Consider the following 25505-nt stretch of genomic DNA (forward strand, 5'->3'; position numbering starts at 1 on the left):
TTAATGATTAATGTTTAATGAACAAGATAAAAGATACAGACCTGCGCGAGGCGCTACATAGGAAATATGCTGAGACACCCAAGCTGCCTGCCGACTTCATGACGAAGATGGAGGAGAAGCTGAAAGCCGCGCCTTCCCGCGTGCCCAGCGATCCTGTCGCAGGGAAAGCACGCCGCCATTGGCGCTGGATAGCCGCAGCCGCCTCGCTACTCCTCCTCATCGGCATAGGCGTCACGCTGATGCCCTCAGGAGAAGAGGGAGAGACAGGAGGTCTGACAGCACAACATACTGAGACAACGGAGCAGCCCTCTATTAGCAAAACGACGAGCTACGACCAGCAAAACGACGAGTTGCCATCAGCAATACAACGAGTTGCTGTCAACGACAAGGAGGCCGCAATTGAAGAAGAGGTACCCACGGAGGAAAAAGTTCCTGCCTACACCTCTGCAGACGATCCGAACCTGCATTACGCATCGAACGAAACTAAGACAGATACAGTGCCCTATCAGAATCCAGCCCGTGTGGACGAATTCATCACCAAGTTTGCCAATTATTACAAGGTGAAGGAAGGTGAGTTGAAGTGCTCCGCCCAGAACGACAGCAACGTCGTCAGCGCCGTTTACGTCTTCCCTGACACAAAGGAAATAGACGTTTTCAGCAGATTACTGCAAGCCGCCTGCTGGTATAGCGACGAGACACCCGGCTATCTGTTGAGTTTCTCTCACCAGCAGTTCTTCTTCGAACTGAAGGATATGCGGAAGCAGTTGCACTACCGTTGGATTGCCGAGCGTGTAAATGGAAAGATTCTGCTCTACTGCACCCACGCACCATTGGGCACCAAAGAGTCGTCTACCTGTTATCAAGAATATCGCGATGAGCTCATGCATATAAAGAGTATTAACAACAAAACAAGGAAAATATGATTATGAAATGTATTCTAACCTATAGTCTCTTGACTATCGCCTGTCTGTCTATACAGGCGCAAACAACTTGGTATCAGGCAAAGCCTATGCCGACGCAGAAACAGAAACAGAAACAGGACGTCAAGTTCCTGGCAAAATGCGATGCTTTTTTTATGGCAGCCGTCCCTGAAGCAACCATTGATAAGAAAACCAAGAAGAAGACTGTTGTCTGGAAAGACACAGAAAACAACTCCTGGCACGAGAACATGGGCTTTGTGAAGAATGTGCCCACCATCGACAGCCTCGAAAGCATCTTCCCCAATTTCATAAATCGTGAAGATTATGCCTACCTTCCCGTTGTATGGCAATTGACAGAGGAGAACGACGAGACCGTGCTCCATTGCTATTTCCGTATGCCTGCCGACATCGTAACGAACCTATGGCTCTGTAGCGACGAGTGCGTCATCCTCGACAAGGAAACAGGCGTTATCTATCAGTCGCGTCGCACAAATCCCGATTGCTACGGTAAGGTGTTCAGCGTGAAGGAGAAAGAAGGCACCATCCTGGACTTCCAGATCTTTTTCCCCAAGCTGCCTGAGACCACCAAGGAAATCTGCATCTATGGTGTGCCCAACTGGTATATGCGAGGCATGGATGTGAACCTCAACACACAGACAGGTCACTTCTGGCAGGAATACAGAGGATTAGGCTCCTGGGACAAAGCGCCTAAGTTCCACGAGGCCCACCTCGTGAGCGAGGCAAAAGATTATGACAAAGACAACTACCAGTCATGGGCTGTCTATAATGATGCGCATCTCATCAAGCCAGTACCAGAAGGCACCTATGCTATGTGGTGTACGCCTGAAGCCACCTATCTGGCTGAGGCCTGCGAGATGAACTGGATGCGCGAGTATTTCGGTCGTGGCGGCAACAATATTCTTGTTGACCAGCGGGGTCATCAGTATAAGTGCAAGGACGTGATTGGTTATCCTAACAACGATCTATTCTGGGTAGAGGGATGCACAGGCGACTACTTTGCCATCGTAATGGTATTCGAACCCATACCTGATGAGACAGAGACAATTACCTATATTGTTCCTGAGGGCGAACCTTTCGCCATGTGGGGAGCCAACTGGAGCGGCTCGGTAAAGAGCTTCAACATCAAGGAACTTCGCGACAACCAGAAACTCTTCGAGTATCATCCAAGGAAAGTTGTGAAATAAATTACTCATCATAAATAAAACAAGTTTTTCTCACCCTAGGGGCAAGACATGGAACGCAGAGATTGCGTCCCATGTCTTTGTCCGATAAAGTGATAAAGAAATTTAAAAGTACATTTTTTTCGTCAACTACTATTAAATGGTTTTGGCGTATATTACAGAACATACTATATTTGCAGTACTAAAACTATAGTACGCCCTAAAACTCTAATAGACACGAGTATCTAACAGTAAACCAATTTTTAATCATTATGACAAAAAACATTATCGGCCTCATGTTACTCATGAGCAGTTTGACATTCACAGAGACACGCGCTCAAGGTAACAACGACTTCAAGATTGACGTCAAGGTAACTCAGGGCATCGAGGATGCCGGCTACCTCGTTCAGGTCTTCGACCGTAACCAATCAGCACGTAAGTTCCTCGGAAAAATTGACGTTGTCAACAAGCGCTCTGCATTTGAGACCCATTTGGACGAACCACTCGTTGGTGACCTCACAGCCATCTTTCCTAATGGCGAGGTCTGCACGGCCTGCGTCCGTTTCCCCTTCGTACCAGGCGAGGAATGCCACATCAAAGTGAAGAACGGTACTTTCGAGCTCACAGGCACAACGTTCTATCAGCAGTGGGCCGATGCTGATGATTTAGAAGAGAATGCCCATAAGTATTACAAGCAGTGGGAGACCGACTCCATCATTCTCAACTACTTCAAGAAGCACGCCAACGAGGAGGGTTGTGTAATGCGCTACTGGCAGTACGAGGTATTGCCTCGCCCCACCATTCTGAAACTCATACCCGACAATATGCGCAACGGACGCTTCAAGTCTTTCTTCGACCAGCATAACGAGGACTATGTCGCAGCCATCGTTTTAGACAAACCAGATACGGTCGCAGTCTACGATGCCGAGGTCGATGAAGACGAAGTCGAGGTTGATGAGCCAGAAGGAATAGATGTGATAGAGATGCCCGATGTTCCTGACATAAGCTTCAACTTCGATTTTGACAGCAATGCACCCAAGATGAGCCGCAGACAGATGAAGAAGGCCATTAAGAAGCAGATGAAGGTACTGGAGAAACAAATGACCAAATACATGATAGAGATGCAGAAACACATCGAGAAAATGGGTCAGGAAATCGAGAAACGCAGCTAGGAAGGCTGCTATTGAGTACAGAAAAAAAAATTGCAATCATGAGATTTAAAACCATTATCACTTTACTGCTTGCCCTTGTCGCTCTGACAGGACAAGCTAAAGACATTATTTGGGAGAACCCCTCAGCCTTTATGGGAAACTATAACGGCATGTTTTTCATCAATCAGGTAGAACTGAAGCCTACGGAGACAGTGCTGCACATCACAGCCAACTACCTGCCTCACAATTGGATTCGCTTCGATAAGCATTCCTATCTGCAGACACCCGATGGCAAGAAATACGGAATTACAAATGGTCTGAAAACCAACGAACAGGAGTCAGACCTTACACCCGACTCACTCTTCTGGATGCCTGAAAGTGGCATGGCCCAGCTGGCCTTGCATTTCAAGCCCGTACCCCTCGACACCAAGGTGATGGACTTCTTGGAGAGTTATAATGATGGCGACTTCAAGTTCTGGAATATCTGCGACGGCAAGACGAAACGGGAAGTGGTGATTCCTGAGGACTGGAAGAACGTGAAATATGCCAAAGACGAGACTCTGCCTGCCGCAAAGATCAAAAAAGGAATAGCCACCATCAAGGTGAAGATGCTGGGCTTCAAGAAGGGTATGGAGTTGGATTTCTTCATGCACAACCTTCAGCCACTGGGTTCTAATGACCGATTCAATAAAGTGTTCCGTTTTGCCGACGATGGTACGGTGAAGTTTGAAGTGCCTCTGTGGCTGACACGTGAGGTGACCGTAGGCGTAGAGGGGATGGCTAATGCCAATATCGTTATCGGCCCTGATCAGGAGACCAACATCCTGATGAAGGTCACCTCCGCCCATCAGCCGTTTGTAGCTTTCAAGGGCTACATGGCAAAGACAAACATGGATCTCACAAAAGCAGATAACGAATTTGAGACCTTGATGGACGAAGATAACACCTACCTCAAGGTCAGGGAGTGCAACACGTCGGCAGAACGCCTGCAATGTCTGACGGACATCTTCAACCAGCGCACCGAAGCCATTAAGAAAACCAAGTACACCACCGCAGCCAAGGACCTGCTGTACATGGAGGCCGAAAGACAATTCGCGAAATGGACTCGCAATTTTGCCAGCACATTCAGTCTATATGGGCTGACAGCAAACGGTATGGTGTATAGGGGAAATGACCATTATCTTGAAGATGTAGAGAAGAACAAGGATATGCTTACCCTTCCCGCCGGTGAAGCGAATTACACCTGGAAATACCTCAATGAGCCAGGCTCACCATGCAGCGCGGCATTCTGGAATACGGAGTTGAGATCTTATGACTTAAGAGCCTCTGAGAAGAGTGTTTTCAATACGGATGTGTGCTTGATACCTACCCTTTTGAGAAACATCAAGGACGATGCTTCCGATGATGTAGTAAAGGAAATGCTTACTGATGAGGATTGCAGGAATGTGGTCCGGGAATACATGGCTGAACAACGGCGCATTGCCCAGCAACTGGGCAGTCAGGAGCATGTATTCTATCAGAAACTCGACAACGTTGCGCCTGAGAACATCCTACAAACCATCCTCGATAAATATAAGGGCAAGGCCGTGCTTATCGACATCTGGGCTACGTGGTGCGGACCCTGCAAGGCTGGTCATGCGGCTATGAAGCCTTGGAAGAAGGAGTTAAAAGGCAAGAATATCCAGTTTGTCTATATCACCTCACCTACTTCGCCCCTCGCCACTTGGCAGGAGATGATCAAGGACATCGACGGCGACCACTATTATTTGACAAAGGAGCAGTATAACTACATCCTCGACAAGTACGAGTCGCAGGGCATTCCCACCTATGCCATCTACGATGCTCAGGGCAATCAGACCTTCAAGAACATTGGTTTCCCAGGTCTCAAACCCTTCAAGGTGGCAGTAGATAAAGTGCTGAAGTAAGGGTAAAGGGTAAAAAGTAAATAGGTAAAAAGGAAAAAGCAATGAAATCAACCATCATCACTATTCTGCTCGCCCTGCTCAGCGTGGGTATTGAAGCAAAAACCTTTAAGACCATCAAGAACCCCGTGGCGATGGCACACAACATCCACGGGGGTGAGTTGAAAGCCCGCGAAGTTGTCTTCAGGGATACGGCGACGACCGTTCATTTCACCTTAGACTATCCCAAGGGACAGAATTTCAGCATCAGCAGCACCAGTTTCCTGATTGACGAGGAAGGAAATCGCTACCCATTGCGCTCGGCCGAGGGGATAAAGCTGAATTCATTCGGAGAATCAACTGGGTCGAAAGACTTCACGCTGCACTTTGAGCCCATGCCCAAAAAGGTGAAACTGTTTGACTATAGGGAGGCCGACAATATGAGGGCGTTCTATCTGATGGGCATCCACGACCAAAAGACGAAGCTCAAGGTTCCCACCTTACAGGAGATACAGACAAAGAACCCTTACAACGTACCTGCCGACTGGTTCAAGACAGACACGATCACTATCAAAGGTCGCATTGAAGGGTATAACGCAGAGCAGTTTGGTTTCACCTCAATGGAGTGTGTCTTTGAGGATGTCTTCGAGAAGGATGATGCCACGCAAGTGCTCGATATCAACCCAGACGGCACCTTTCAGAAGAAGTTCCAGATCAGCTATCCCATCTGGCAGACATTCCATACATACGACTCCAAAGTTGGCTTCGACGCCATACCGTTCTTTGCCCGTCCTGGCGAAACGATTGACATCACCGTCAGGAAAAATACTCAGGGGAAATATGAGTGCTATTATAATAGTGGTAGCAGCAAGGATGTGGAGCGTCTGCTGAAATCAGAGCACCTCTACCAAAGTCTCTGTTTTCCGCTAGCTTACTTCAAAGGCAAATACTGCGAACTGCCAGCCATAGCTGAAAGCACATGGAAGAACATGCTCTACCTGTTCAACAACGAATGTCGTGACAGGCATTACACGCCATTCGAGGCACAGCTGGCCCTTGCAGATTTACTGACTCTCTATGCTGAATCTATCTTAGACTATGGCATGTATCATGAGATGGACCTGATGAAGCAAGAGCTACGCGATGGCATCTATTACACAGAAATCCTGGATAGTGTGGAATGGCAGGAACTGTCAAAGATGGACAACTACAAGCCGCTGCACCGCATAGATTTCAACAATCCGCTGATGCTCTCCAGCAGTAGCTACAGCCATCTTCTCAACCGCGTTCAGTATGCCACGCCTGTCAGGAATCTCGTATTCAGTACATTGAATATCAACGACAAGGATGAGGGGATGGCCATTGAGGCCACAATCGAGAACGAGGTGAAAAGCATGCAACTTAGCTACGACGGTTGGCGTCAACTGATGGGATGTGACCACGATAACCTGATAGCACAAGTCAGCACCCACAAGGATTTCATGAATAATTTCAATGACTGGCGTCAAAACGGATGGATTGATGAGCTTACGCCCATTTGTGCCAACAGATACGCCAATGCCTATGTCCGCCAGAAGACAGAGCAGTATTACGAGCGCAAGATGGCGCAGAAGGAACTCTCCACCCCTCTGCCAGAGAATAATGTAGCTGCTGATTTGATTCGCAGCATCTCGGCTAAATATCCAGGCCGTTATCTGATGATTGACTTCTGGGGCATGGGATGCGGTCCATGTCGCTCTGCCATCCAAAGCAGCAAGAGCCTGCGTGCCAACATTGCCAAACGCGATGACATCAAACTGGTATTTATCGCTGAGGAACGCATTACCGGAGGTAGCGATGCCTACAAGAAATACGTAGCCGAATGGCTGGCCGATGAAGAAGCCATCTGCATCTCAAGTGCCGAATTCTCCCGCATGCAGGAACTCTTCCAGTTCAATGGCATCCCCCACTACGAAGTCATCACACCCGACGGCCGCCGCGTCCGCGATGACCTCCGTTTTCATGGCTATTATAACCTGGAAATGCAATTAGATCAACTGAAAGAGAAGCTCAAATAAGAACATATATTATATCAATATATATACTTTAAGCAAAAAGAAATGAGAAAGAGGATTTATTTTCTTACAGCGTTGTTCGCGTTTTCTTGCGTCGTATATTGTTTTGCAGAATGCTCCAGTGCAAATCGGAAACTGAAAAAACCAGTTTTCATTGCGAGCAATGATGGATCAAAGATTTACGATATAAAAGCTACCGACAACTACGACAATATCTTTTCATATCATATGGAGATGGTTCAGAATGAGATGGGAGGTGTCAAAGTGAAGCTACATGATGTCGACACTAATGGAAAAGAACTTGTCGATTCGATTTCCTATGCAGGTGTTTTCGTCGAGAAATTCGTATTTCACAAAAAGGGCTTTGAGGACTCCGATACTTTATACGCCTGGCGCGTGCAACTTCATTATGGAATGGAAAATGAAATCATGTTGAATAATGTAGGTACCACGCTAAAGATCTTCGGCAAGAATTATGGCAAGAATGTCTCCGTTTCCACTTCAGATGGTATAATTGCTTCCGAAAAGACCATAACGGATGGTGTTACAGAGATCAGCATTCCTAAAGGAGTGGAATATCTCAATGTAGATATAAAATATGACGAACAAAAACACTTCCATTTCAAGTATCCAGTAAGATAGCAACGATAAAAGAAAAACAAATCGACCAATGAAAAAATCTATTATTGCCTTTCTGCTCACCCTGCTCATCATTCCTATAGGCATGGAGGCAAAGAAGAAAGTGAAGAAAGAAGAGGTGCCACAGTTGCTGAATTATCCCAGCGCAGACTGGAACGAATACCGTATGCATGGTGGTGAGATGGTCATCAAGGGTCATGTAACAGCAGATGATTCTGCTAAGTTAAAACAACTGAGTAACAACGTCAGAATCATCATGCGTGACTACATTGTGCGCAAGGAGGAAACCATCCCCTTCAAAGTCGAGGAAGACGGCACATTTTCGCTCAATATCCACGTACCTTATCCTATGTTTATACTCTTCTATCCGTTGGCAGGCGTGTATGCCTGTCCTGGGGACACAGTCGAGTTGACGTATGACGCTACGAAACCCATGCAGAGACCAGGCGACAATGTCACATTAAGTGGAAAGGGTGTCAGTGCCGAGGCGAGCAAACTTTTCTTCCCTCTTATGTACAAGTACCTTGTTACTCTGAAAAGCCAAACACACGTGGCACATCCTGACTCGCTGCTGAACTGGAGGGATGCGCAGGTGGCAAAGCTGGATGATTTGGTGCGCCAGATGAATGCTGGACTGCCCGAACTTGAAGGTTGCTCACCCAGGACATCCGACGTCCTCCGTACGTATTTGGTTTCGCAATACTTGTATGAAATCTGCCACCGCTACTATATGTTCATGGACTTCGTAAAAGAGAATGACGGCGTTTACGACATTGACAAGGAAGCTTACTGGCAGCAGTATTTCAGCTTCTTGGCACCTCGCGAGAAATACCTGCTCGACAACCCATTGCTGATGATTGCCGCTGACGAATTTTTCTTCAACAGGATGGAGTACACGCTCATGGAACCCGTGCAACAATCTAGCATCAAAGGTTCTACATTAGCCATTGACTATTATCTAGAAGCAGCAGAAATATTGACGGAAAACAGCACATTAAGTCTACGTGAAGCGAGGAAACTGGCTATGAACGAGCTGCACGAAAAGCTGAATCTCAGCCCCACAAACTTCTGTGCTCAGGTTTGTATGGTTCGTGATCTGTTCTACAAATTGGAATGGGGTACCGACTATGGTGTTGCTGCCGAGGAGGTGGCAAGTACACTGCCCTATATCACCAACCCCGAGCTGATGCGCCGTGCCGTGTTGCAATACCGCGAGTTCGTGAAGGTGAAAGAGTCGGAAAAGCAATTTGTCGATGCCAACAGCATCCGTCCATCTACTGATGTGGAGGGCATGAGCGATGGCGAGAAGATACTCCGCAAACTCATCGAACCTTATCAAGGCAAGCTCATCTATGTGGACATCTGGGGAACATGGTGCGCTCCTTGCCGAGAGAACCTGAAGGAGTCGTGGAGGGTGAGAGAAGCCCTGAAGGACTACGATATTGTCTATCTCTTTCTGGCCAACAAGAGCAGCGACGAGGCGTGGAAGAGCGTCATCTCAGAGTACAACCTGACGGGGCCTAACTGTGTTCACTACAACCTGCCCGCAGACCAGCAAAGCGCCATCGAGCACTATATCGGTGTCAACGGCTATCCCACCTACAAGCTCATCGACAAGCAGGGTGTCATCCACCCCCTGAACTGGCAACATGCCGACAACTTGAACACCCTCATTGAAATTATCGACAAATTCAGCAAATGAAATGAAAATGAACAAGAAAACTATCATCACCATACTGCTCGCCCTCGTCGCAATGGCGGGACAGGCAAAAGAGAAAGCGATTGTGTGGGAACAGCCCACTACGGAGTTTGGAACCAGCTATGGCGACGGATTCTTCTACCTCGCCCTTGATGTAACGAAAGTAGAACTGAAGGCCGACGAGACGGTGGTGTATATCACTGCCCAGCAGCGTTCTGACGATCCCGACTACTCTTTTCTGTTTGCCGGCGATACCTACCTGAAGGTGGGCGACCAACGCTATACTATCACGTCAGCCGATAACATTGAACTCAACAAGTTTGTACAGACGAATAAGAACGGTCAGCGCGACATGGCGTTCCATTTCCCACCGCTGCCGAAGGGAACGAAGGTGTTCGACTTCATCGAGGGCGATGGTGATAGGGCTTTCCAAATCAAGGGCATCAAGCCTGTGGAGGAACGATGGAAACAACTGTTCCCTTCCTATTGGCGCGACAATAACGGCGACTGGAAGATTGCCTTCTTCGAGGACTGCGCCATCTACGACTGCAAGTTCTGGAACTACAAGCAACGCGACGTGAACCAGAAGACTGGCGAGGCTATCATCCTTATGACTAACGGCAACGATGAGTTAAAGGTCATGGTCGGCAAGGACAAGAAAGGCCAGCGTCCGATACAGATTGGCAGCGACAAGAAGGTCTATTCGATGATAACCACCCGCTTCCTGCCCGACTATCCCACGAAGGACACCCGTGAGGGCTTTGTGGATACTGGCTACAAGGAGGATACCATTACCGTCGTGGGTTGGATTAAGGATATGCCGGAGCAATTCAAGCAGTTGAAGACCTTTGATTTCGGTTACGAGAACATCTATACGGACGAGCATCAGTCTGTCAGCGCCGACTTGGACGAGCTGGGACGCTTCATAGCAAAAATTCCCGTGCTGAACAGTACGGAGTTCTTCATTGACTGGGAGCGTTGCTTCGTCCGCACGATGTTCGAGCCTGGCAAGACCTACTTCATGCTCTACGACTTCAAGGAGGGCCGCCGTTATTTCATGGGCGACGACTGCCGATTGCAGAACGAACTCTTCAAGTACCCGCTCGACTGGAAGTCCATACGTATGGAGGATGGCGACAAGGATTTCAACAAGTATATCGCTTCGGTCGACAGCCTCCTGAAGGTGCAGGGTGCCGTCATCAACCAACTCTGCGAGGAGCACCCCACGCTCTCCACCCGCTTCAACATATTCAGGAAGGGCAACACGCTGATGCAGCAAGCACGCGACTTCGGACAGTCACGTTTCAGAGGTCCCAACTTCCAACTCCCTGACAACGCCCGCCGTTATGCCTACGACAACTTCTGGACGAAGATGAAGAAGCCCTACACCCTGCACCGCGACATCGGCAGTTTCCTGAACGACTATCTTGATGACGTTATACGCCGTCGTGAATTCAATTTCTCCTACTCCTACATTGACCACTTGCCAGAAATAGCCGCAGATGAGCAGGAACTCAACCTCCTCAATCGTTGGAAGGACTGGATTGCTGATGCTCAGAAGAAAGTGGACGCTGCGGCCACGGACGAAGAACGACATCAGATTGCAGACAAGTTGAACGCCGACAATGCCGAGATGATCGAGCAGGTGAACAAGATTCTCAACGGCTCGCGCTTCAACCGAATGATGGACAGCAAACTCCTCTTTGCGCAGATGAAAGAGCAAGTTCAGGTGCTCGACTCGCTGGGTGCCGACCAGTTTATCAAGGATTTGTGGCTCGCACGGGGGATATATAAGGAGATAGACAACCGTCGTACGGCGATGCTCCCAGAGGTCATCGACACCTTGAAGACAATGGTCAGCAACCCCGTCTGCATCGCGATGGTGGAGAAGCAGAACGACTACTACCTGGCCATCGAGAACCGCGAGTTCGACAAGCTGGTGCTCAAATCGTCAGACAATCTGGCTGACCTCAGCGAGGGCGAGGCACTGCTGAAGAAGATTCTCGAACCCTACAAGGGCAAGTTCGTGCTGCTCGACATCTGGGGCACATGGTGTAGTCCATGCAAGGAAGCCCTCTCGCACTCTACCGAGGAATACGCCCGCTTGAAGGACTACGACATCCAATATCTATATCTGGCCAACGGCAGCCCGCAGACGGCGTGGGAGAATGTCATCAAGGAGTATAATGTCAGCGGCCCGAACGTGGCTCACTACAACCTGCCCGCCGAGCAGCAGGCCGCCATTGAGCACCACCTCAATATCCACAGCTGGCCAACGTACAAGCTCTTCGACCGCAATGGCAACCTGCTCGACCTGAAGGTAGACCCTCGCGACCTCGAAGGTCTCGCTCGCCTACTGGAGCAGATGAAATAAAAAACAGTCATGTACAAATAAACCAATGAAGAAGTTTTTTTTTACGATGCTCGCCCTTGTTGCATTGACGGGGCAGGCGCAGCCTATACCACAAGACTGGTTCCAAACAGATACCATCACCATCAGAGGACGTATTGAGAATTTCGATGCTGAGAAGTTTGGTTTTACAACGATGACATGCTATGATATGGATGTGTTAGAGCATGAGGAAGAAGTAATTATACTCAATATTGCTGCTGACGGCACGTTCGAGACAAAATTCCAAGCCAACTATCCAGTCTTTAATGAATTCTTCAACTCGGATTCAAAGGTCGGTTTCAGAGATATGTATTTCTATGCCCGTCCTGGCGAGACTATCGACATTACCGTTAAGACGAATGCCGATGGTCAGTACGAATGCTTCTACAACAGTGGCAGCAGCAAAGATTTGGAACGTTGGCTGAAGTCGGGATTGACTGTAGAAAACCTTAGCCGGAGTCGTACTTTAGCCCACTTTGAAGGGAAGTTCAGCGAAGTAGGTAAGGAGGCAGAAAGAACGTGGCAGGATATGCAATCTCATCTGCAAGAAAAAGGCAGTCAGTTGCACTTTACGCCTCTAGAAATGCAGATGGCTTTGGCCGATCTGCAAGTGATTTTTGCCTATGCCATGATAGATTATTCATGGAATCATTGGCAAAAGGTCACAAACATAGAAGAACGTGACGGTGTCTGGCATCAAGAAGTTACGGACAGCGCTGAGTTGAAGGAGTTTGACAAGCCGGAGAACTATAAGCCGTTGCGTCACGTAGATTTCAATAATCCCCAACTGATAGCAACAGCATTATTTCCTATCACTCTCAACCGCTTACAATTCTTTTTACCCAGTAAAGCTGCTAAATGCGAGATTTTGGGAACTGATAACGACAATCTCATGGTGCAGCTTCACAACTATAGGAATATGATAAGTGAATTTAAAGAATGGCGTGCCCATGAGGAAGACATTCCAAAAAAAATGCAGGAATATCTCAGCACCGTCACCCATCCCGTCATCCGACAAAAGGCCGAAGCCTTCTATGCTCTGCAGATGGCACAGACAGAGACATCCTCACCCCTGCCTGTCAATAACACTTCAGCCGACCTCATTCGCTCGCTGTGTGCAAAATATCCTGGTCGCTATCTGATGATTGACTTCTGGGCAATGTGGTGCGGATCCTGTCGCTCGGCTATTCAGAAAAGCAAGGAACTGCGTGCCAAGGTGGGCAAGCGTGATGACATAAAACTAATCTTCATCGCTGGCGAGCGTACTGCCGAGGGTAGCGAGGCCTATCACAATTATGTCAAGGAATGGCTTGGTGACGAAACGACAATTTGTCTCACCAATGAAGGATTCTCCCGTCTGCAAGAACTCTTCAACTTCAACGCTTTTCCTCACTATGAGACCATCACCCCTGATTGTCAACGTGTTAGTGATTTCTATCAGATTCACGGATATGACAACTTAGAGACTGAATTGGAATTACTGAAAGAGAAACTCAAATAAGAACATATATGAAATCAACAATCATCACTATTCTCCTTGCTGTCGCCGCTTTGACAGTGCAGGCCCAGACGAAAGTTTGGGACAACATAGTTATGGGCTATGCCAACGCCCCCATCATCAACGTGAACCGTGTAGCTCTCTATGCAGACCGCACCGATGTAAGCCTGCATATCGACTACCGTAAAGGTCGGCAGATGGGCTTCAGTCGGGGAACAGCCCTGAAAGCTGGTGGCAAGGAATATAAGGTGACTGGAGCCACCGTCATCAAACTGGACGAGCCTTACACGATGACGGAAGACACGCTGAATCTGACGTTGACGTTCGAGCCACTGCCTGTGACAACGCAGAGGTTTGACTTCACGTCGCCCGACGGTCTGCAACTGCTGAACATCCGCAATGCCAACAGCCTGCCAGAGGATATCACCAACACCTACTGGCGCAACGAATCGACGGGCGACTGGATGATTGGCATCACACCGAACCACGTCATCTACAAGAATAAGGTGTGGGACATCGTGAGCCAGACGGAAAAGAAGGACGCCTATACGCTGACTATCAACGACGGCACAATCATCAAGGTCGGGAAGATGAAGAAAGGCCAGAGAATCATCACCATCGGCAAGGAGAAGCCCGCGACGTGTAGTCCTATCGTGACGGCAGCACTGCCCGACTACCCCACAAAGGATATGCGCAAGGGTTTTGTGGATAATGGCTACCGAACAAATGACAGCGTGACCATCATCGGATGGCTGAAGGATATGCCCCAACAGGCGTGGGAGCGAGGAAAGGAGTTTAGCGTCGGTATTGAAAACATCTTCAGTGACAAGGAGGAGAGTTCTTATGCCAAGATGGACTCTCTGGGACGCTTTACACTCAAGATGCCGATTCTGAACTCCTCGCAGGCATTCCTCGACTGGGGACGCACATCGAACAGTACCCTGTTGGAACCGGGGAAGACCTATTTCTTCCTCTATGACTTCATGGCAGGACAGATGCTTTGGATGGGCGACGATGTCAGAGTGCAGAACGAACTGTTGGCCCATCCTCACGATTGGAATGAAGACCGCATTGCTGATAAGGAAGAAGGCAAGGTAACAGCTATGCAGTTCAAGGTGCGGACGGACGCCTCGCGAGCCGCCAGCATGACCAAGCTACAGAACTGCCTGACCCAGCATCCCAACCTCTCACAGCGATATATCGACTATCTGACCGGCTATTATCTGACCGATCAGGGCGAATCGATGATGCAGGCCCGTTTCTCCATACCTGGGTACGATCTTCCCAAAGAATATTTGGACTATGTGGGCAACGAACTCTGGAAGAAAGCCTGCAAGCCCTATACGCTCTATCGAGACTTCAGTACCTTTATTCGTGACTATCTCAATCACCTCAGAGACACGCAGCAAGGTGACTGGGGCATACTTTTCAGAAACACGGCCCTGCGTTTAGAACAGCAAGGTGCGGTGACCCTGACCGACAAAGAACGTGAGGCGTTGAATCATTATATCATCATGCGCAATCAACTGGAGGCTGGTGTCAAGAACGATATCTCACAGCAGGAGCGCGACTCCCTTATCAAGGCCTTCAACAGCAGCGAGACCGTCACCGCGCTAAACGCCTTGATAAAGCGCCTGGGGAAACCGCTGCAAGACGAGATGAATCTTGCCAGTTACCGCCAAACATTGGCAGTCCTTGATTCCATAGGCTGCGACCGCACGCTACGCTACATCTGTTTGGCACGCCAGTTCTATCGGGCTATCAACGAGTCGCGCGGGCCCCTCCCCGATGCCGCTGTCAACATGATGGAGCAGGAGGTGCAACTGCCGTCGGCAAAAGCTGCTGTCATGGCATTGCAAAACAAATATCTGGAAATACAGCAGCGTGACATCACGAAGTCGGGCATTCTGAAGAGTAATAACGACGTGGCAAATATGAGTGATGGCGAACAGATACTCCGTAAAATCACAGAGCCTTATCGCGGTCGCCTCGTCTTGCTCGACATCTGGGGCACGTGGTGCGGCCCCTGCAAGGAAGCCCTTTCGCACAGTCAGGAGGAATATGAGCGACTGAAGGACTACAATCTCGTGTATCTCTATTTGGCCAACCGCAGCCCTGAGGATGGATGGAAGAATGTCATCAAGGAGTACAACGTCACGGGCGAGAATGTCGTACACTACAACCTGCCCGCCGACCAGCAGAGTGCCGTAGAGCATTTCCTGCAGGTTCACAGTTGGCCTACCTACAAACTCATTGACCGCGACGGAAAGGTGCTTGATGTCAATGCCGACCCGCGCAACCTCGAAGGTCTTGCAAAACTGTTGGAGAATTTGAAATAAAACATCATATGAAGAAAACTATCATTATCCTCCTGCTCGCCCTCGTTGCAATGACGGGCTGGGCGCAAAAATTCACCATTAGCGGTGACCTGTCAGTCATGACCAACAAGTTCGACCTTCCCCCCGCAAAGGCAAATATCGTATATATATGGAACGACTCTTTGAAGGGTACGCCTATAGAATACGCCGTGAAGGACGGGAAGTTCGAGATAAGCGGAAACGTCAGCCGCCCCATCTATTCGAAACTCATGGTACAACTGGAAATAGAAGTTGAGGGGAGAAAAGACACAACTACCGAAGGCATTCCCTTTATCCTTGAGCCTGGTAATATCAAAATGGATAGCAAATGGGCGCTGTTGAAGGGGACACCCCTCAACGATGCGAGTATTGCGATGTGCATAAAATTAAGCGAGTTGGCGAAGGCTGGCGAGAAAGAGAAACTGAAACAGGAGGCTTTCAACTTCGTGAAGCAACATGCCGCTGACCCAGCATCAATCTTTGTCATCGTTCAAGCACCAAACTTTATGGAAGCCAAGGACATTCTGACTATGATAGATATGTGTAGTGAGGAGATGCAGCACACCAATATCGATTTTTCCCTGCTGAGAGAAAAAGTGACGCTAGAGGCACATGCACCTCAGGAGGGCGACAAGTTTGCCGACTTCGCCGTAGAATACGAGGGCAAGACGACCCGTCTCAGCGACTACGTAGGTAAGGGTCAGTATGTGCTCGTAGATTTCTGGGCATCCTGGTGCAGGCCCTGTCGCCAGGAGATTCCCAACCTCATCGCAGCCTACGACAAATACAAGGATCGTGGTCTTCAGGTTCTCGGCATCGCCGCTTGGGATAAACCAGAGGACACGAAGAAGGCCATCGCAGAAGAACAGATTCCCTATCCGCAGATTATTAACTCGCAGAAGATTGCGACTGATATCTATGGTATCAGCGGCATCCCTGAAATCATCCTTTTCAGTCCCGACGGCACTATCCTTGCCCGCGGCCTGCGAGGAAACCAAATTGAAATCAAACTGGCGGAAGTATTCAATAACAAGAAATAAGCATCTAATTATCTGGTCGTTTGGATTTTTCTGCTCTTTCCAACTTAACTTTTATCCCCCTGATGCGTAATATAGATGTATGACACGCACAGAATTCGAACATATAGCCGCGCAACTGCGCCAGCGAGTACTGAAGGTTGGACTCGACTTCTTTGGCAACCAAGAGGATGCCGAGGATGCAGCCCAGGAGACTATGGTACAGCTGTGGCGCTACTGTGAGCATATTGACGCTGAACGGAATGTGGAGGCGCTGGCAGTCAAGATGGCAAAGAACTGCTGCATCTCTATGTATCGTAAGCGGCATCATGCCGAATCAGGGGATGAGGTCTTTGATTCCCTCCAGAATCACGCAAGCACCTCTGTCGATTCAGACCCACAGGCACAACTGGAAGCCGAGGATATGCAACGGATGCTGGATGCTGCCATGGCCCGATTGAACCCAAGGGAGCGGCAGTTGTTTGAGATGCGCCACGCAGAGGATCTCTCAACAGACGAGATAGCCCAGCAGACAGGCATCCCCAAGGCCTCCGTCGCCGCGATGGTCTCTACAGCACGCCGCAAGGTCATCATCGCCCTGCGTATCATTCTCTCTACAGCAGCCACCTATCTGGTGGGACTGTTCCTCTGGTTGCAGCAAGAGCCCGAGGCACCTGTAGAAACCGTAGCCAAAGAGCACCATACCGAAGAGGTCAACATCCCTTGCAAGGAGGGTACACTCATGGAACAGGCTCAGTGCTATCTGGAGCAAAAGAGGAACCAGCCAAAGACCTATAGTATAATTAAAAAATTGCTTTATGAAAACCAACAGTAGAATTTTCATGGCATTGATGCTGGCATTACTCGCCACCTCATGCAGGAACAAGGACGACCACATGCTCACCGTTATCAACGAAGACGGCACCTGCAGTCGTGAGTATACCTTCAAGACCACCCAACAGTGGCTGGCAGCATCGGCCGACGAGGACTATGACAGCATCATCGACAAGAGTTGGGAGCGCACCTGGTCTGTACAGGGTACTGACTCCGTACGCTATCCTGTACCCCTGACTGAAGCCCAACTCGACAGTATGCAGGAACTGGACCTCAACAAACCGTTGGGCAATATGCTGCTGGTGCACGCCAAGAAGACCTATGACAGCGTGGAGGAGATGAGCGCCGAACTATACCGCTCGGATAATCATCATCTGAAGAAGGTGGAAGGCATCAAAGCCACCAGCACGCTGGAGAAAAGTTTCAAGTGGTTTTATACCGACTACACGTTCAGCGAGACATTCACCTACGAAGGCGAGCCCATATTCCCTATTCCCCTCAGCGATTTTACGAGTGCCGACACCGCCTCGTTCTGGTTCACGGGTCAGCCCGACTTGACACAATACCTGAGTGGTGCAGAGCAGAAAGAGTTGCTGGATAAGATTGAGAAGAAGATAAGCCAATGGAGCAATGCCAACTGGTTTTATGAGATCTGCAACATCATCATCGACAACTACGACAGCATCCAGAATACTCCCGTCAGCAAGGAGCACTTCACCAGTCTGCGCGACTCGCTGGTTATGCAGCCCAGCGTACTGAATGGTAATGTCGAAGACAGTGGCCCAAAGGCATTCCTGTCACAAATAGAAGGCATCCTTCATACAGATGTCTATACCAACTTCCTAAAGACATATGAAGGTGGACCTGCACAGTACGGACAACTGCTCTCCTTTGGCTACCCCTACGACCTCATGATGCCAGGCACCGTAACCGATGCAGGCATGGGCGAATATGATGGCAAGGTGATTCATTACCAGTTGGGCGGCGAGCGCCTCATCACTGGTCCCTACGCCATCACCGCCTCATCACGTGTCGCCAACGTCTGGGCCTATATTGTGACTGCCCTCATCATCCTCCTAGCCCTCGGCAGTTTGTTACTTCATAAGAAGTAAAAACGAAGTGTCAAGATGATTAATAGCCAAAGGGTTTATTGTCTATTTTCCTGACACCAATGGTATATTAGAGGATCAATGCCTTGGAATACGATTTGAAACGGGTATAGGCAAACGGTTGTTGGGGTATAGGCACATGACCGTTTGGGTATAGGCAAATAATAGAAAGAAGACGTTTCTCTCCCTGCAAGCCTTAAGTATAATCTTATCGGTCACACGGTCACAGCTGTGACCGTGTGACCAGTGTCATTTTACGACAGTCCCTCAATCTCACCATTAACGATGGTGATACGCTCAGCCTGCGGACTCTTAGGTAGACCAGGCATACGGAGCATGTCGCCGGCAATAGCCACAATCATCTCACTGCCACAGTTGAGGATCACATCGCGAATGCGAATCGTAAAGCCCTCAGGCGAACCATAGCGGGTAGCATCGGCCGAGAAAGAGTATTGCGTCTTGGCGATACAGATGGGATAGCTACTGATATCCTTGTCGTCAGCAAAAATCTCACGGATAGCCTCCAGGCGCTTCTTACCAGTCTTGGTAAACTCCACAGCAGCAGCGCCATAGATGCGCTTACATACCTTCTCTATCTTACCCTCGATGGTTTCACTTTGAGGATAGGTGAAGTTGATAGGCAGAGGCTGGATGCGCTCGATGGTATCCACCACCTTCTGAGCCAGTTCCACTGCACCTTCGCCACCTTTCAGGAAAGCCTCGTTGACAGCGAAGCCCACGCCACGGTCCTCACAGTTCTTGCGGATGATATCTATCTCCTCGTCTGTATCAGAGTCAAAACGGTTCAGCGTCACAATAACGGGCTGTCCGAAACCTTGCATATTATTGATATGACGATTCAGGTTCTTCAAGCCCTCCCTGAGCCCGTCGGCATTGGGTTCCTTGATATGGTCAAGAGCCACGCCACCGTGCATCTTCAATCCCTGTGTCGTAGCCACGATAACCACCAGCTGAGGCTGCAAGCCAGCCTTACGGCACTTGATATTAAAGAACTTCTCAGCACCCAGATCGGCACCGAAGCCAGCCTCCGTCACCACATAGTCACTAAAGGTCATCGCCATCTTTGTAGCCATCACACTGGAACAGCCGTGGGCGATATTGGCAAACGGGCCACCATGAATAAAGGCAGGCGTCTGTTCGGTAGTCTGTACCAGATTGGGAGAAAGGGCATCACGCATCAACACGGTGATGGCACCGCCCACACCCAGGTCGCGAACGCGGAAAGGCTTGCCATCGGAAGTGATACCCAGGAGGATGTTTTCGATTCGACGACGCAAATCGTCCTCGCTGGTTGCCAGACAGAGGATAGCCATCAACTCGGAAGCGGGCGTAATGTCAAAACCAGTCTCTGAAACCACACCATCGCCACGCAAGCCCGTGACGATATTACGCAGGGCACGGTCGTTCACATCGAGCACACGCTTCCAGTAAATCTCACGCAGAGAGAACCCATCCTTGCGATGCTGATAGAGATAGTTGTCCAAGAGGGCACTAATCGTGTTATGGGCAGAAGTGACGGCATGGAAATCACCAGTGAAGTGCAGGTTGATCTTCTCCATCGGCAACACCTGGGCATAGCCACCTCCTGCAGCACCACCCTTCATGCCAAAACAAGGGCCGAGCGAGGGCTCACGCAAAGATACGGAAGCCTTCTTGCCAATCTTATTCAAGCCCATAGCCAAGCCAATGCTGACAGTAGTCTTGCCGATACCCACCTTCGTAGGACTGATGGCTGTAACCAGAATCAAACGGCTTTTCTTTACTCTCTCTTCATCGATGAGCGACACGGGCACCTTCGCCATAAAGCGTCCGTAGGGCTCCACCTTCTCAGGTGCTATGCCTAACTGTTCTGCAATGTCACTAATCGGTCTCAGCTCGCTTTCGCGAGCAATCTGAATGTCTGTCTTCATATTTAGTTTTACGGGTTAACAAAAGAAAAGAAAAAAAGCAAGCGATGTAGCTGAAGTCACACCGCTTGTTTTTCTCTGAAAAGAAGCTTAAGCCAAGAGTTTCTTTACAATCTCTGAGATGACTCGGCCATCAGCCTTGCCTGCCAGCTGCTTGCTGGCTGTGCCCATTACCTTTCCCATCTCCTTCATGCTTGTGGCTCCCACCTCAGCAATAATCTTCTTCACTTCTGCCTCAACCTCCTCATGGGAAAGTTGTTTCGGCAGATAACTCTCCAACACTTCCACCTGTGCCAACTCTGCGTCAGCCAAGTCCTGACGACCGGCCTGAGTATATGTAGCAGCAGTCTCCTTACCTTGTTTAGCCAACTTCGAGATAATCTTCAGCGCATCAGCATCAGCCAATGTGTCGTTGGCCCCTGGAGCAGTCTTTGCTTCCAAGAAAACTTTCTTAATGTTGCGAAGCGTCTCAAGACGTACCTTGTCGCGAGCTTTCATCGCGGCCTTAATATCTTCACTAATTTGATCGAATAAATCCATAATACCGTTATTATTATCAATCAATACATATTTATGCTGCAAAATTAATCATTTTCCATCTGAACAAATCACTCTTCTAGAAAGATTTAGTTTTATTTAGCGATTATGCCAAGCAAAGCCAATGTTCCATAAAAAGTAACACCCCGCAACCAATATTTCCGCGATTACGGCGTATATATAATAAAAGGTAAAAATAAATTTGAAAATAAAATGAACGATTTGATGTTTCGTGTGTATGCTGTCATGAAATAACCCCAAAACAAGAACAGTATGAAACGGAAAATGATGACATTACTGGCAGCAGCCACGATGATGACCACAGCTAGCGCACAGCAAACAGAACGTATAGACAGGCACCAGATTCTGACCCTATACGGCAACGCAGAGAAGACGGATAGTCTTTACAACTTCTGGAACACCTACGTACAGGTTCATCCAAAGGATGAGGTGGCTTGGCGTAACCTCTTCGAGGTATCGGAGAAGAAGGTTTTCCGCTGGGTCAGCACCACCAAGGACTGGAAAGGCGGTGAGGATTATCGCAAGCAGCTGAACGTGGTGGGACGCATGGAGAAAGCCATCCCTGGCACTTACACCTTTTATTATAGTGCATACGAGGGCAGCTATCTGCCAGAAGAGGTAGAGAAAGAGGCAAAGCAGTATAATATGACAACGTTCTATATGCACCACGATGCCTATGCCGATTCGGCCATTGCCGCGCTGCCTGCCGATGCCTTGGCTGGCGACTACGAGCGCTGGATACAACACCTGATTCCGAAGTGTGACACCGTGAGGATGGACCAGTTGCTGAAGCGCTGCTATGAGAGCGGGCAGTTTCCTGAGGAGACCCTGCAATACCATTTCAACGAACTGCAGGGCATGGAGACGGGCGGTGTCTATTGTGGTGCCCACGAGGGCGACATCATAGGCAAGCTCATCCTGCAACGGGTGCTGGGCGTGCATCAGGACAAGATTCTCTATGACGAGAATGCCTCTATGGATCCCGAGTATGTGAAGGCTGTGTTTGGACACATCGGCATTGCCTTTGATAAGGCGTGGTACTGGGAGGGATACGAAGATCAGATGGAAAAGCAGCGGACTATCATGCGCTACATCTTCGACCATTCCAAGCGACCCGTCTATCTGTCGGCCCACAACATGCAGGGGTATGTTTTGGGATATGGCCTGCCAGACGAGTTGAAAGCCCGCTTATACAACGAGGGGCTGACTATACGTTACTCCACCAAGCCCTACGACAATATGGCCGTGAAGCGTCGCAATATAGAACAGCGCTACCGGCTGGAGTATCTGCGCATGCCGTTCCATCCGAAAATGAAGGACACGCAGCTCTTCTCGTTCAGCGCCAATGCATACGCCATGAACTATATGCGGCTGTTGCACGACCAGCTGCCCTACTACAAGAAGCACAACCGGGAGCGCTATCAGTGGTTGCACGGCATCTTTACCGACATCATCGATCGGTTAGAGAAGGAAAACTTTGATGTGGATGAATTCAAAGGCTATCTGAAATGAGCATCTTCCATTTTAAACCACTGCGCCAGCAGACCGATGAACAACTGATGGCACGTGCTGCGGCAGGCAGCGATACAGCTTTCGAAGAGCTGTATCGCCGCTATGCGCGTAGATTAAAAGGGTTCTTCTTCCTACAGTTAGGTGGCGACGAGGAACTGGCAGCCGATGCCATGCACGATGTCTTTCTGCGTGCATACGAGGCAAGGAGCAGTTATCAGGAGGGACGCCGGGTTGATACGTGGCTCTTCACCATAGCCTATAATATCTGTCGCAACCACTATCGCAGCAATGCCTACGAGGCGCAACTGTTAGCCACCCTCGATTCTGAGCCAGTGAATGATCAGCAGATTGAGGTTGAGTTGGACGAAGCCACATTAGACCAAGCTTTGGAACAGGCGTTGGCAGAACTTCCCCCGTCATTGCACCAAATCTTCTCTCTACACTATCAGGAAGAACTGACAATTCCGCAGATAGCCGAGATTGTAGGCGTTCCTGAAGGTACTATCAAATCGCGTCTCCACAAGACAATGAACATTATCCGTAAAAAACTGAAGAAATATGAAGATAAGTAACGAACAGATTATCCAGTCCGCCCGCCGTCAGCGTGAATCAGTAAACAGCCGTATGGGCGTTGAAACGTGGCATCCCCATCATCGTCATAGCCGTGGCATAGCAGCCGCGATAGCCATTGCCGCCAGTTTCATCAGTTTTATTGCTGGCTACGGCGTTCATGTTAACATGTCACAGTCTGACATCCAGCCAATGGCACAAAACATTCTTGTGCAACACGACACCATTGTGCATACCGAGACCGTCCGAGACACCGTGTATCAGACACGCATTGTCACTAAGTATGCAAAGCCCTTGACTGCTCAGACCTCTCCAGTAATCGACCAAATGGTAATGGATAATCAGATCATTGAGAATGATGCCGAACAAGCGGCTTGTTCCATGCTATGCGATAACATTCCTTATGCCCTATTGGCCACCCCATGAAATTGAAAATTAAACGAAATTATTAATTACAAGCCTGCCTGTAGCAATTACTGGCAGGCTTATTTTTTCGGAGTCTTACATGTGAAATCCACGGAAAATGCGTTACGCAAATTTGTATAATTGTATTTTTAATCCCCTACCACTTCCCAATGGCCCCCCTTATTTGGGCCTATATGCTTAATTTTACCAGACTCTTGTAGTAAATGAAGGTGCTTGCTGATTCCACTTCTAGCCATTTTCAGATTCTCAGCAATCTGCCTTGATGTTATGTTCGGATTATCTGTCAGAAGTTTTATTATTCTTTTCTGGGTAGTTTTTGGTCCACTTTCTGGTCCACTTTCTGGTCCACTTTTCTGTCCACTTTCGGCATCTATGGACTGTAAAGTAGGAACATAAGGAATCTCTATGCGATAAACGTCCTGCTCCTCAATGACGGGTTCCTTGCCATTAGCGTATAGAGGAGTGTACTTGAACATCTTTCTCATACCACTACCAAGCTCTTCTACGATTCCCATTTGAGAGAACACCTTGGCTATCTTTGGGTTCTTACGATGCGGACGCATGGTCTGAAGATCGATATGCCCATAGACGTATGGAATATTCCAGTTCTCCGTAACGATGCTATCTCGATAGATAGTAAACGTCGTAGGATAAGCACTGCTATACTCACGATGTATAATCATGTTCAGAACCACCTCTCGTAAGATTGTGTCACGAAGGCTGAAACGCTGTATGCCTTCTATATAGGGTTGCTCTGGCAGATGCTTCTTAATGAAAGCCATCGTGATAGGGTAAGCCTTCAGCAGATTGCAGCTCAACAATTCCCGGTCATCATAGAGTTCAGTATTGTTTACGCGGCAAAGCAAATCAATGCGATAAGCAGGAAGGGCAGTGGTGATGGCATGGTTATTACCAAACAAAAGAATGGCAGCCAGCGTCAGTCCTTCTTTACCTGTGTCTGGGTCAATAGCAAGTAATTCTGCCGAGCGTATAATTTCTTCGTTCGACAGATTGAGCCAAGGGTGCTGTGAATTCTCAATACGGATGCCCCGTCTCAACTCATCGAAGGCTTCCTCATCCAAATCCTTCATTCCCAACATCGGATAAACCCTATCCTCAGTCTTAAACTTACTCTTACGTATAAACAAGTTCGCAATCTGTTCGGTACTGCGTAGTTCAAAGTCACCGTCTTGATTGCGGTCATAGAAAACACCTTTATAGCTGTGTCCCTGAGTGCTTTCTGGCACATAGAAGTAGATGACCTTCTTGCCATCTAAATCCATTGGTTCAAAGTTCAGATAGTAAGTAGGTTTGAACAACTGAGGGTTGTTCATATCCTTTGCCAACTGGTCTAACTGCTCCTGAACTTTAGAGGGATTGATACCGACGACGTTTCTATCATCATCAACTCCCAACACGACATGACCACCTCTGCGATTCAGAAACGCACAGATGGATTCATAGACCTTACGAGCCAAGCTGTCTTTCGACTCTTTCAGCTCGACTTCAGTTCCTTCGCCTTGCGATATAATCGCTTTTAGCTTTTCTGGTGTCATCATTATTTCTGTTTGACGCTGCAAAATTACAATTTTTCGTTGAGATTCTTTCACTACAAGGCTTCAAAATGCTGATTTTCCGAAAGTTTGTTTCAAATTGGCTCTAACAAGCCAAGATTTAGCACAAACTATATAAGACAATAAAACACCAACGAGACAAACAGATAGAATTTGCTTATCTCGCTGGTATTAAATAGTTTAGAC

General features: G+C 48.6%; 19 protein-coding genes. 16 read left to right on the plus strand and 3 right to left on the minus strand.

Annotated features, from left to right (window positions below):
* Positions 1-17: 17 nt before the first annotated feature.
* The 13 genes from L6468_RS12940 to L6468_RS13000 all read left to right on the plus strand — a co-directional run bounded on the left by L6468_RS12940 (position 18) and on the right by L6468_RS13000 (position 18754).
* A complete protein-coding gene (locus L6468_RS12940; protein ID WP_237793528.1) occupies positions 18-923 on the plus strand; it encodes a hypothetical protein in 906 nt (301 codons plus the stop codon).
* Positions 920-2125: a hypothetical protein gene (locus L6468_RS12945; RefSeq protein ID WP_237793529.1), complete on the plus strand. Its 1206-nt coding sequence runs from the start codon at positions 920-922 to the stop codon at positions 2123-2125. Before L6468_RS12940 ends, L6468_RS12945 begins: the two co-directional genes overlap by 4 nt.
* Before the next feature lie 248 nt (positions 2126-2373).
* Positions 2374-3273, plus strand: a complete 900-nt coding sequence (locus L6468_RS12950) for a hypothetical protein (RefSeq protein WP_237793530.1) — start codon at positions 2374-2376, stop codon at positions 3271-3273.
* A gap of 38 nt (positions 3274-3311) precedes the next feature.
* Entirely contained in the window at positions 3312-5177 is a 1866-nt protein-coding gene (locus tag L6468_RS12955; protein WP_237793531.1) for a TlpA family protein disulfide reductase, read from the plus strand.
* A 41-nt stretch (positions 5178-5218) separates the two neighbouring features.
* Complete coding sequence (locus L6468_RS12960; protein ID WP_237793532.1) at positions 5219-7210, plus strand: TlpA family protein disulfide reductase; 1992 nt, start codon at positions 5219-5221, stop codon at positions 7208-7210.
* A gap of 42 nt (positions 7211-7252) precedes the next feature.
* Positions 7253-7849, plus strand: coding sequence for a hypothetical protein (locus L6468_RS12965; protein WP_237793533.1), 597 nt, complete (start codon positions 7253-7255; stop codon positions 7847-7849).
* A gap of 28 nt (positions 7850-7877) precedes the next feature.
* Positions 7878-9548 carry a TlpA family protein disulfide reductase gene (locus L6468_RS12970; protein WP_237793534.1) on the plus strand — a complete coding sequence of 557 codons (1671 nt, stop codon included), beginning with the start codon at positions 7878-7880 and terminating at the stop codon, positions 9546-9548.
* A gap of 7 nt (positions 9549-9555) precedes the next feature.
* Positions 9556-11919, plus strand: a complete 2364-nt coding sequence (locus tag L6468_RS12975) for a thioredoxin-like domain-containing protein (RefSeq protein WP_237793535.1) — start codon at positions 9556-9558, stop codon at positions 11917-11919.
* Positions 11920-11944: 25 nt separating this feature from the next.
* A complete protein-coding gene (locus L6468_RS12980; protein ID WP_237793536.1) occupies positions 11945-13438 on the plus strand; it encodes a TlpA family protein disulfide reductase in 1494 nt (497 codons plus the stop codon).
* An 8-nt stretch (positions 13439-13446) separates the two neighbouring features.
* On the plus strand, positions 13447-15774 hold the full coding sequence (locus tag L6468_RS12985; RefSeq protein WP_237793537.1) for a TlpA family protein disulfide reductase: 2328 nt from the start codon (positions 13447-13449) through the stop codon (positions 15772-15774).
* An 8-nt stretch (positions 15775-15782) separates the two neighbouring features.
* The gene (locus tag L6468_RS12990; RefSeq protein WP_237793538.1) at positions 15783-16832 is read left to right on the plus strand and encodes a TlpA disulfide reductase family protein; all 1050 of its coding nucleotides are present in this window, start codon (positions 15783-15785) and stop codon (positions 16830-16832) included.
* 79 nt (positions 16833-16911) lie between these two features.
* A complete protein-coding gene (locus L6468_RS12995; protein WP_237793539.1) occupies positions 16912-17643 on the plus strand; it encodes an RNA polymerase sigma factor in 732 nt (243 codons plus the stop codon).
* Positions 17627-18754, plus strand: a complete 1128-nt coding sequence (locus L6468_RS13000; RefSeq protein ID WP_237793540.1) for a hypothetical protein — start codon at positions 17627-17629, stop codon at positions 18752-18754. The genes L6468_RS12995 and L6468_RS13000 overlap by 17 nt, the downstream gene beginning before the upstream one ends.
* 251 nt (positions 18755-19005) lie before the next feature.
* On the opposite strand, the gene L6468_RS13005 is transcribed toward L6468_RS13000, so the two are convergent.
* Positions 19006-20682 (minus strand): formate--tetrahydrofolate ligase, encoded by a 1677-nt coding sequence (locus L6468_RS13005; protein ID WP_237793541.1) that lies wholly within the window; start codon positions 20680-20682, stop codon positions 19006-19008.
* Between the two features lie 87 nt (positions 20683-20769).
* Complete coding sequence (locus L6468_RS13010; RefSeq protein ID WP_091814242.1) at positions 20770-21219, minus strand: GatB/YqeY domain-containing protein; 450 nt, start codon at positions 21217-21219, stop codon at positions 20770-20772.
* 270 nt (positions 21220-21489) lie between these two features.
* Between L6468_RS13010 and L6468_RS13015 the strand changes: the two genes are divergently transcribed.
* Genes L6468_RS13015 through L6468_RS13025 form a run of 3 tightly spaced genes read left to right on the plus strand, consistent with a single transcriptional unit; the run spans position 21490 to position 23745 of the window.
* A complete protein-coding gene (locus tag L6468_RS13015; protein ID WP_143010054.1) occupies positions 21490-22749 on the plus strand; it encodes a hypothetical protein in 1260 nt (419 codons plus the stop codon).
* Entirely contained in the window at positions 22746-23321 is a 576-nt protein-coding gene (locus L6468_RS13020; RefSeq protein WP_237793542.1) for an RNA polymerase sigma factor, read from the plus strand. The genes L6468_RS13015 and L6468_RS13020 overlap by 4 nt, the downstream gene beginning before the upstream one ends.
* Positions 23322-23373: 52 nt before the next feature.
* Positions 23374-23745 carry a hypothetical protein gene (locus tag L6468_RS13025; protein WP_237793543.1) on the plus strand — a complete coding sequence of 124 codons (372 nt, stop codon included), beginning with the start codon at positions 23374-23376 and terminating at the stop codon, positions 23743-23745.
* Positions 23746-23873: 128 nt separating this feature from the next.
* Here the strand turns inward: L6468_RS13025 and L6468_RS13030 are convergent, their stop codons facing one another.
* A complete protein-coding gene (locus tag L6468_RS13030; protein WP_237793544.1) occupies positions 23874-25304 on the minus strand; it encodes an RNA-binding domain-containing protein in 1431 nt (476 codons plus the stop codon).
* Between the last annotated feature and the right edge of the window lie 201 nt (positions 25305-25505).

This window comes from Prevotella communis, assembly GCF_022024115.1.
GTDB lineage: Bacteria > Bacteroidota > Bacteroidia > Bacteroidales > Bacteroidaceae > Prevotella > Prevotella communis.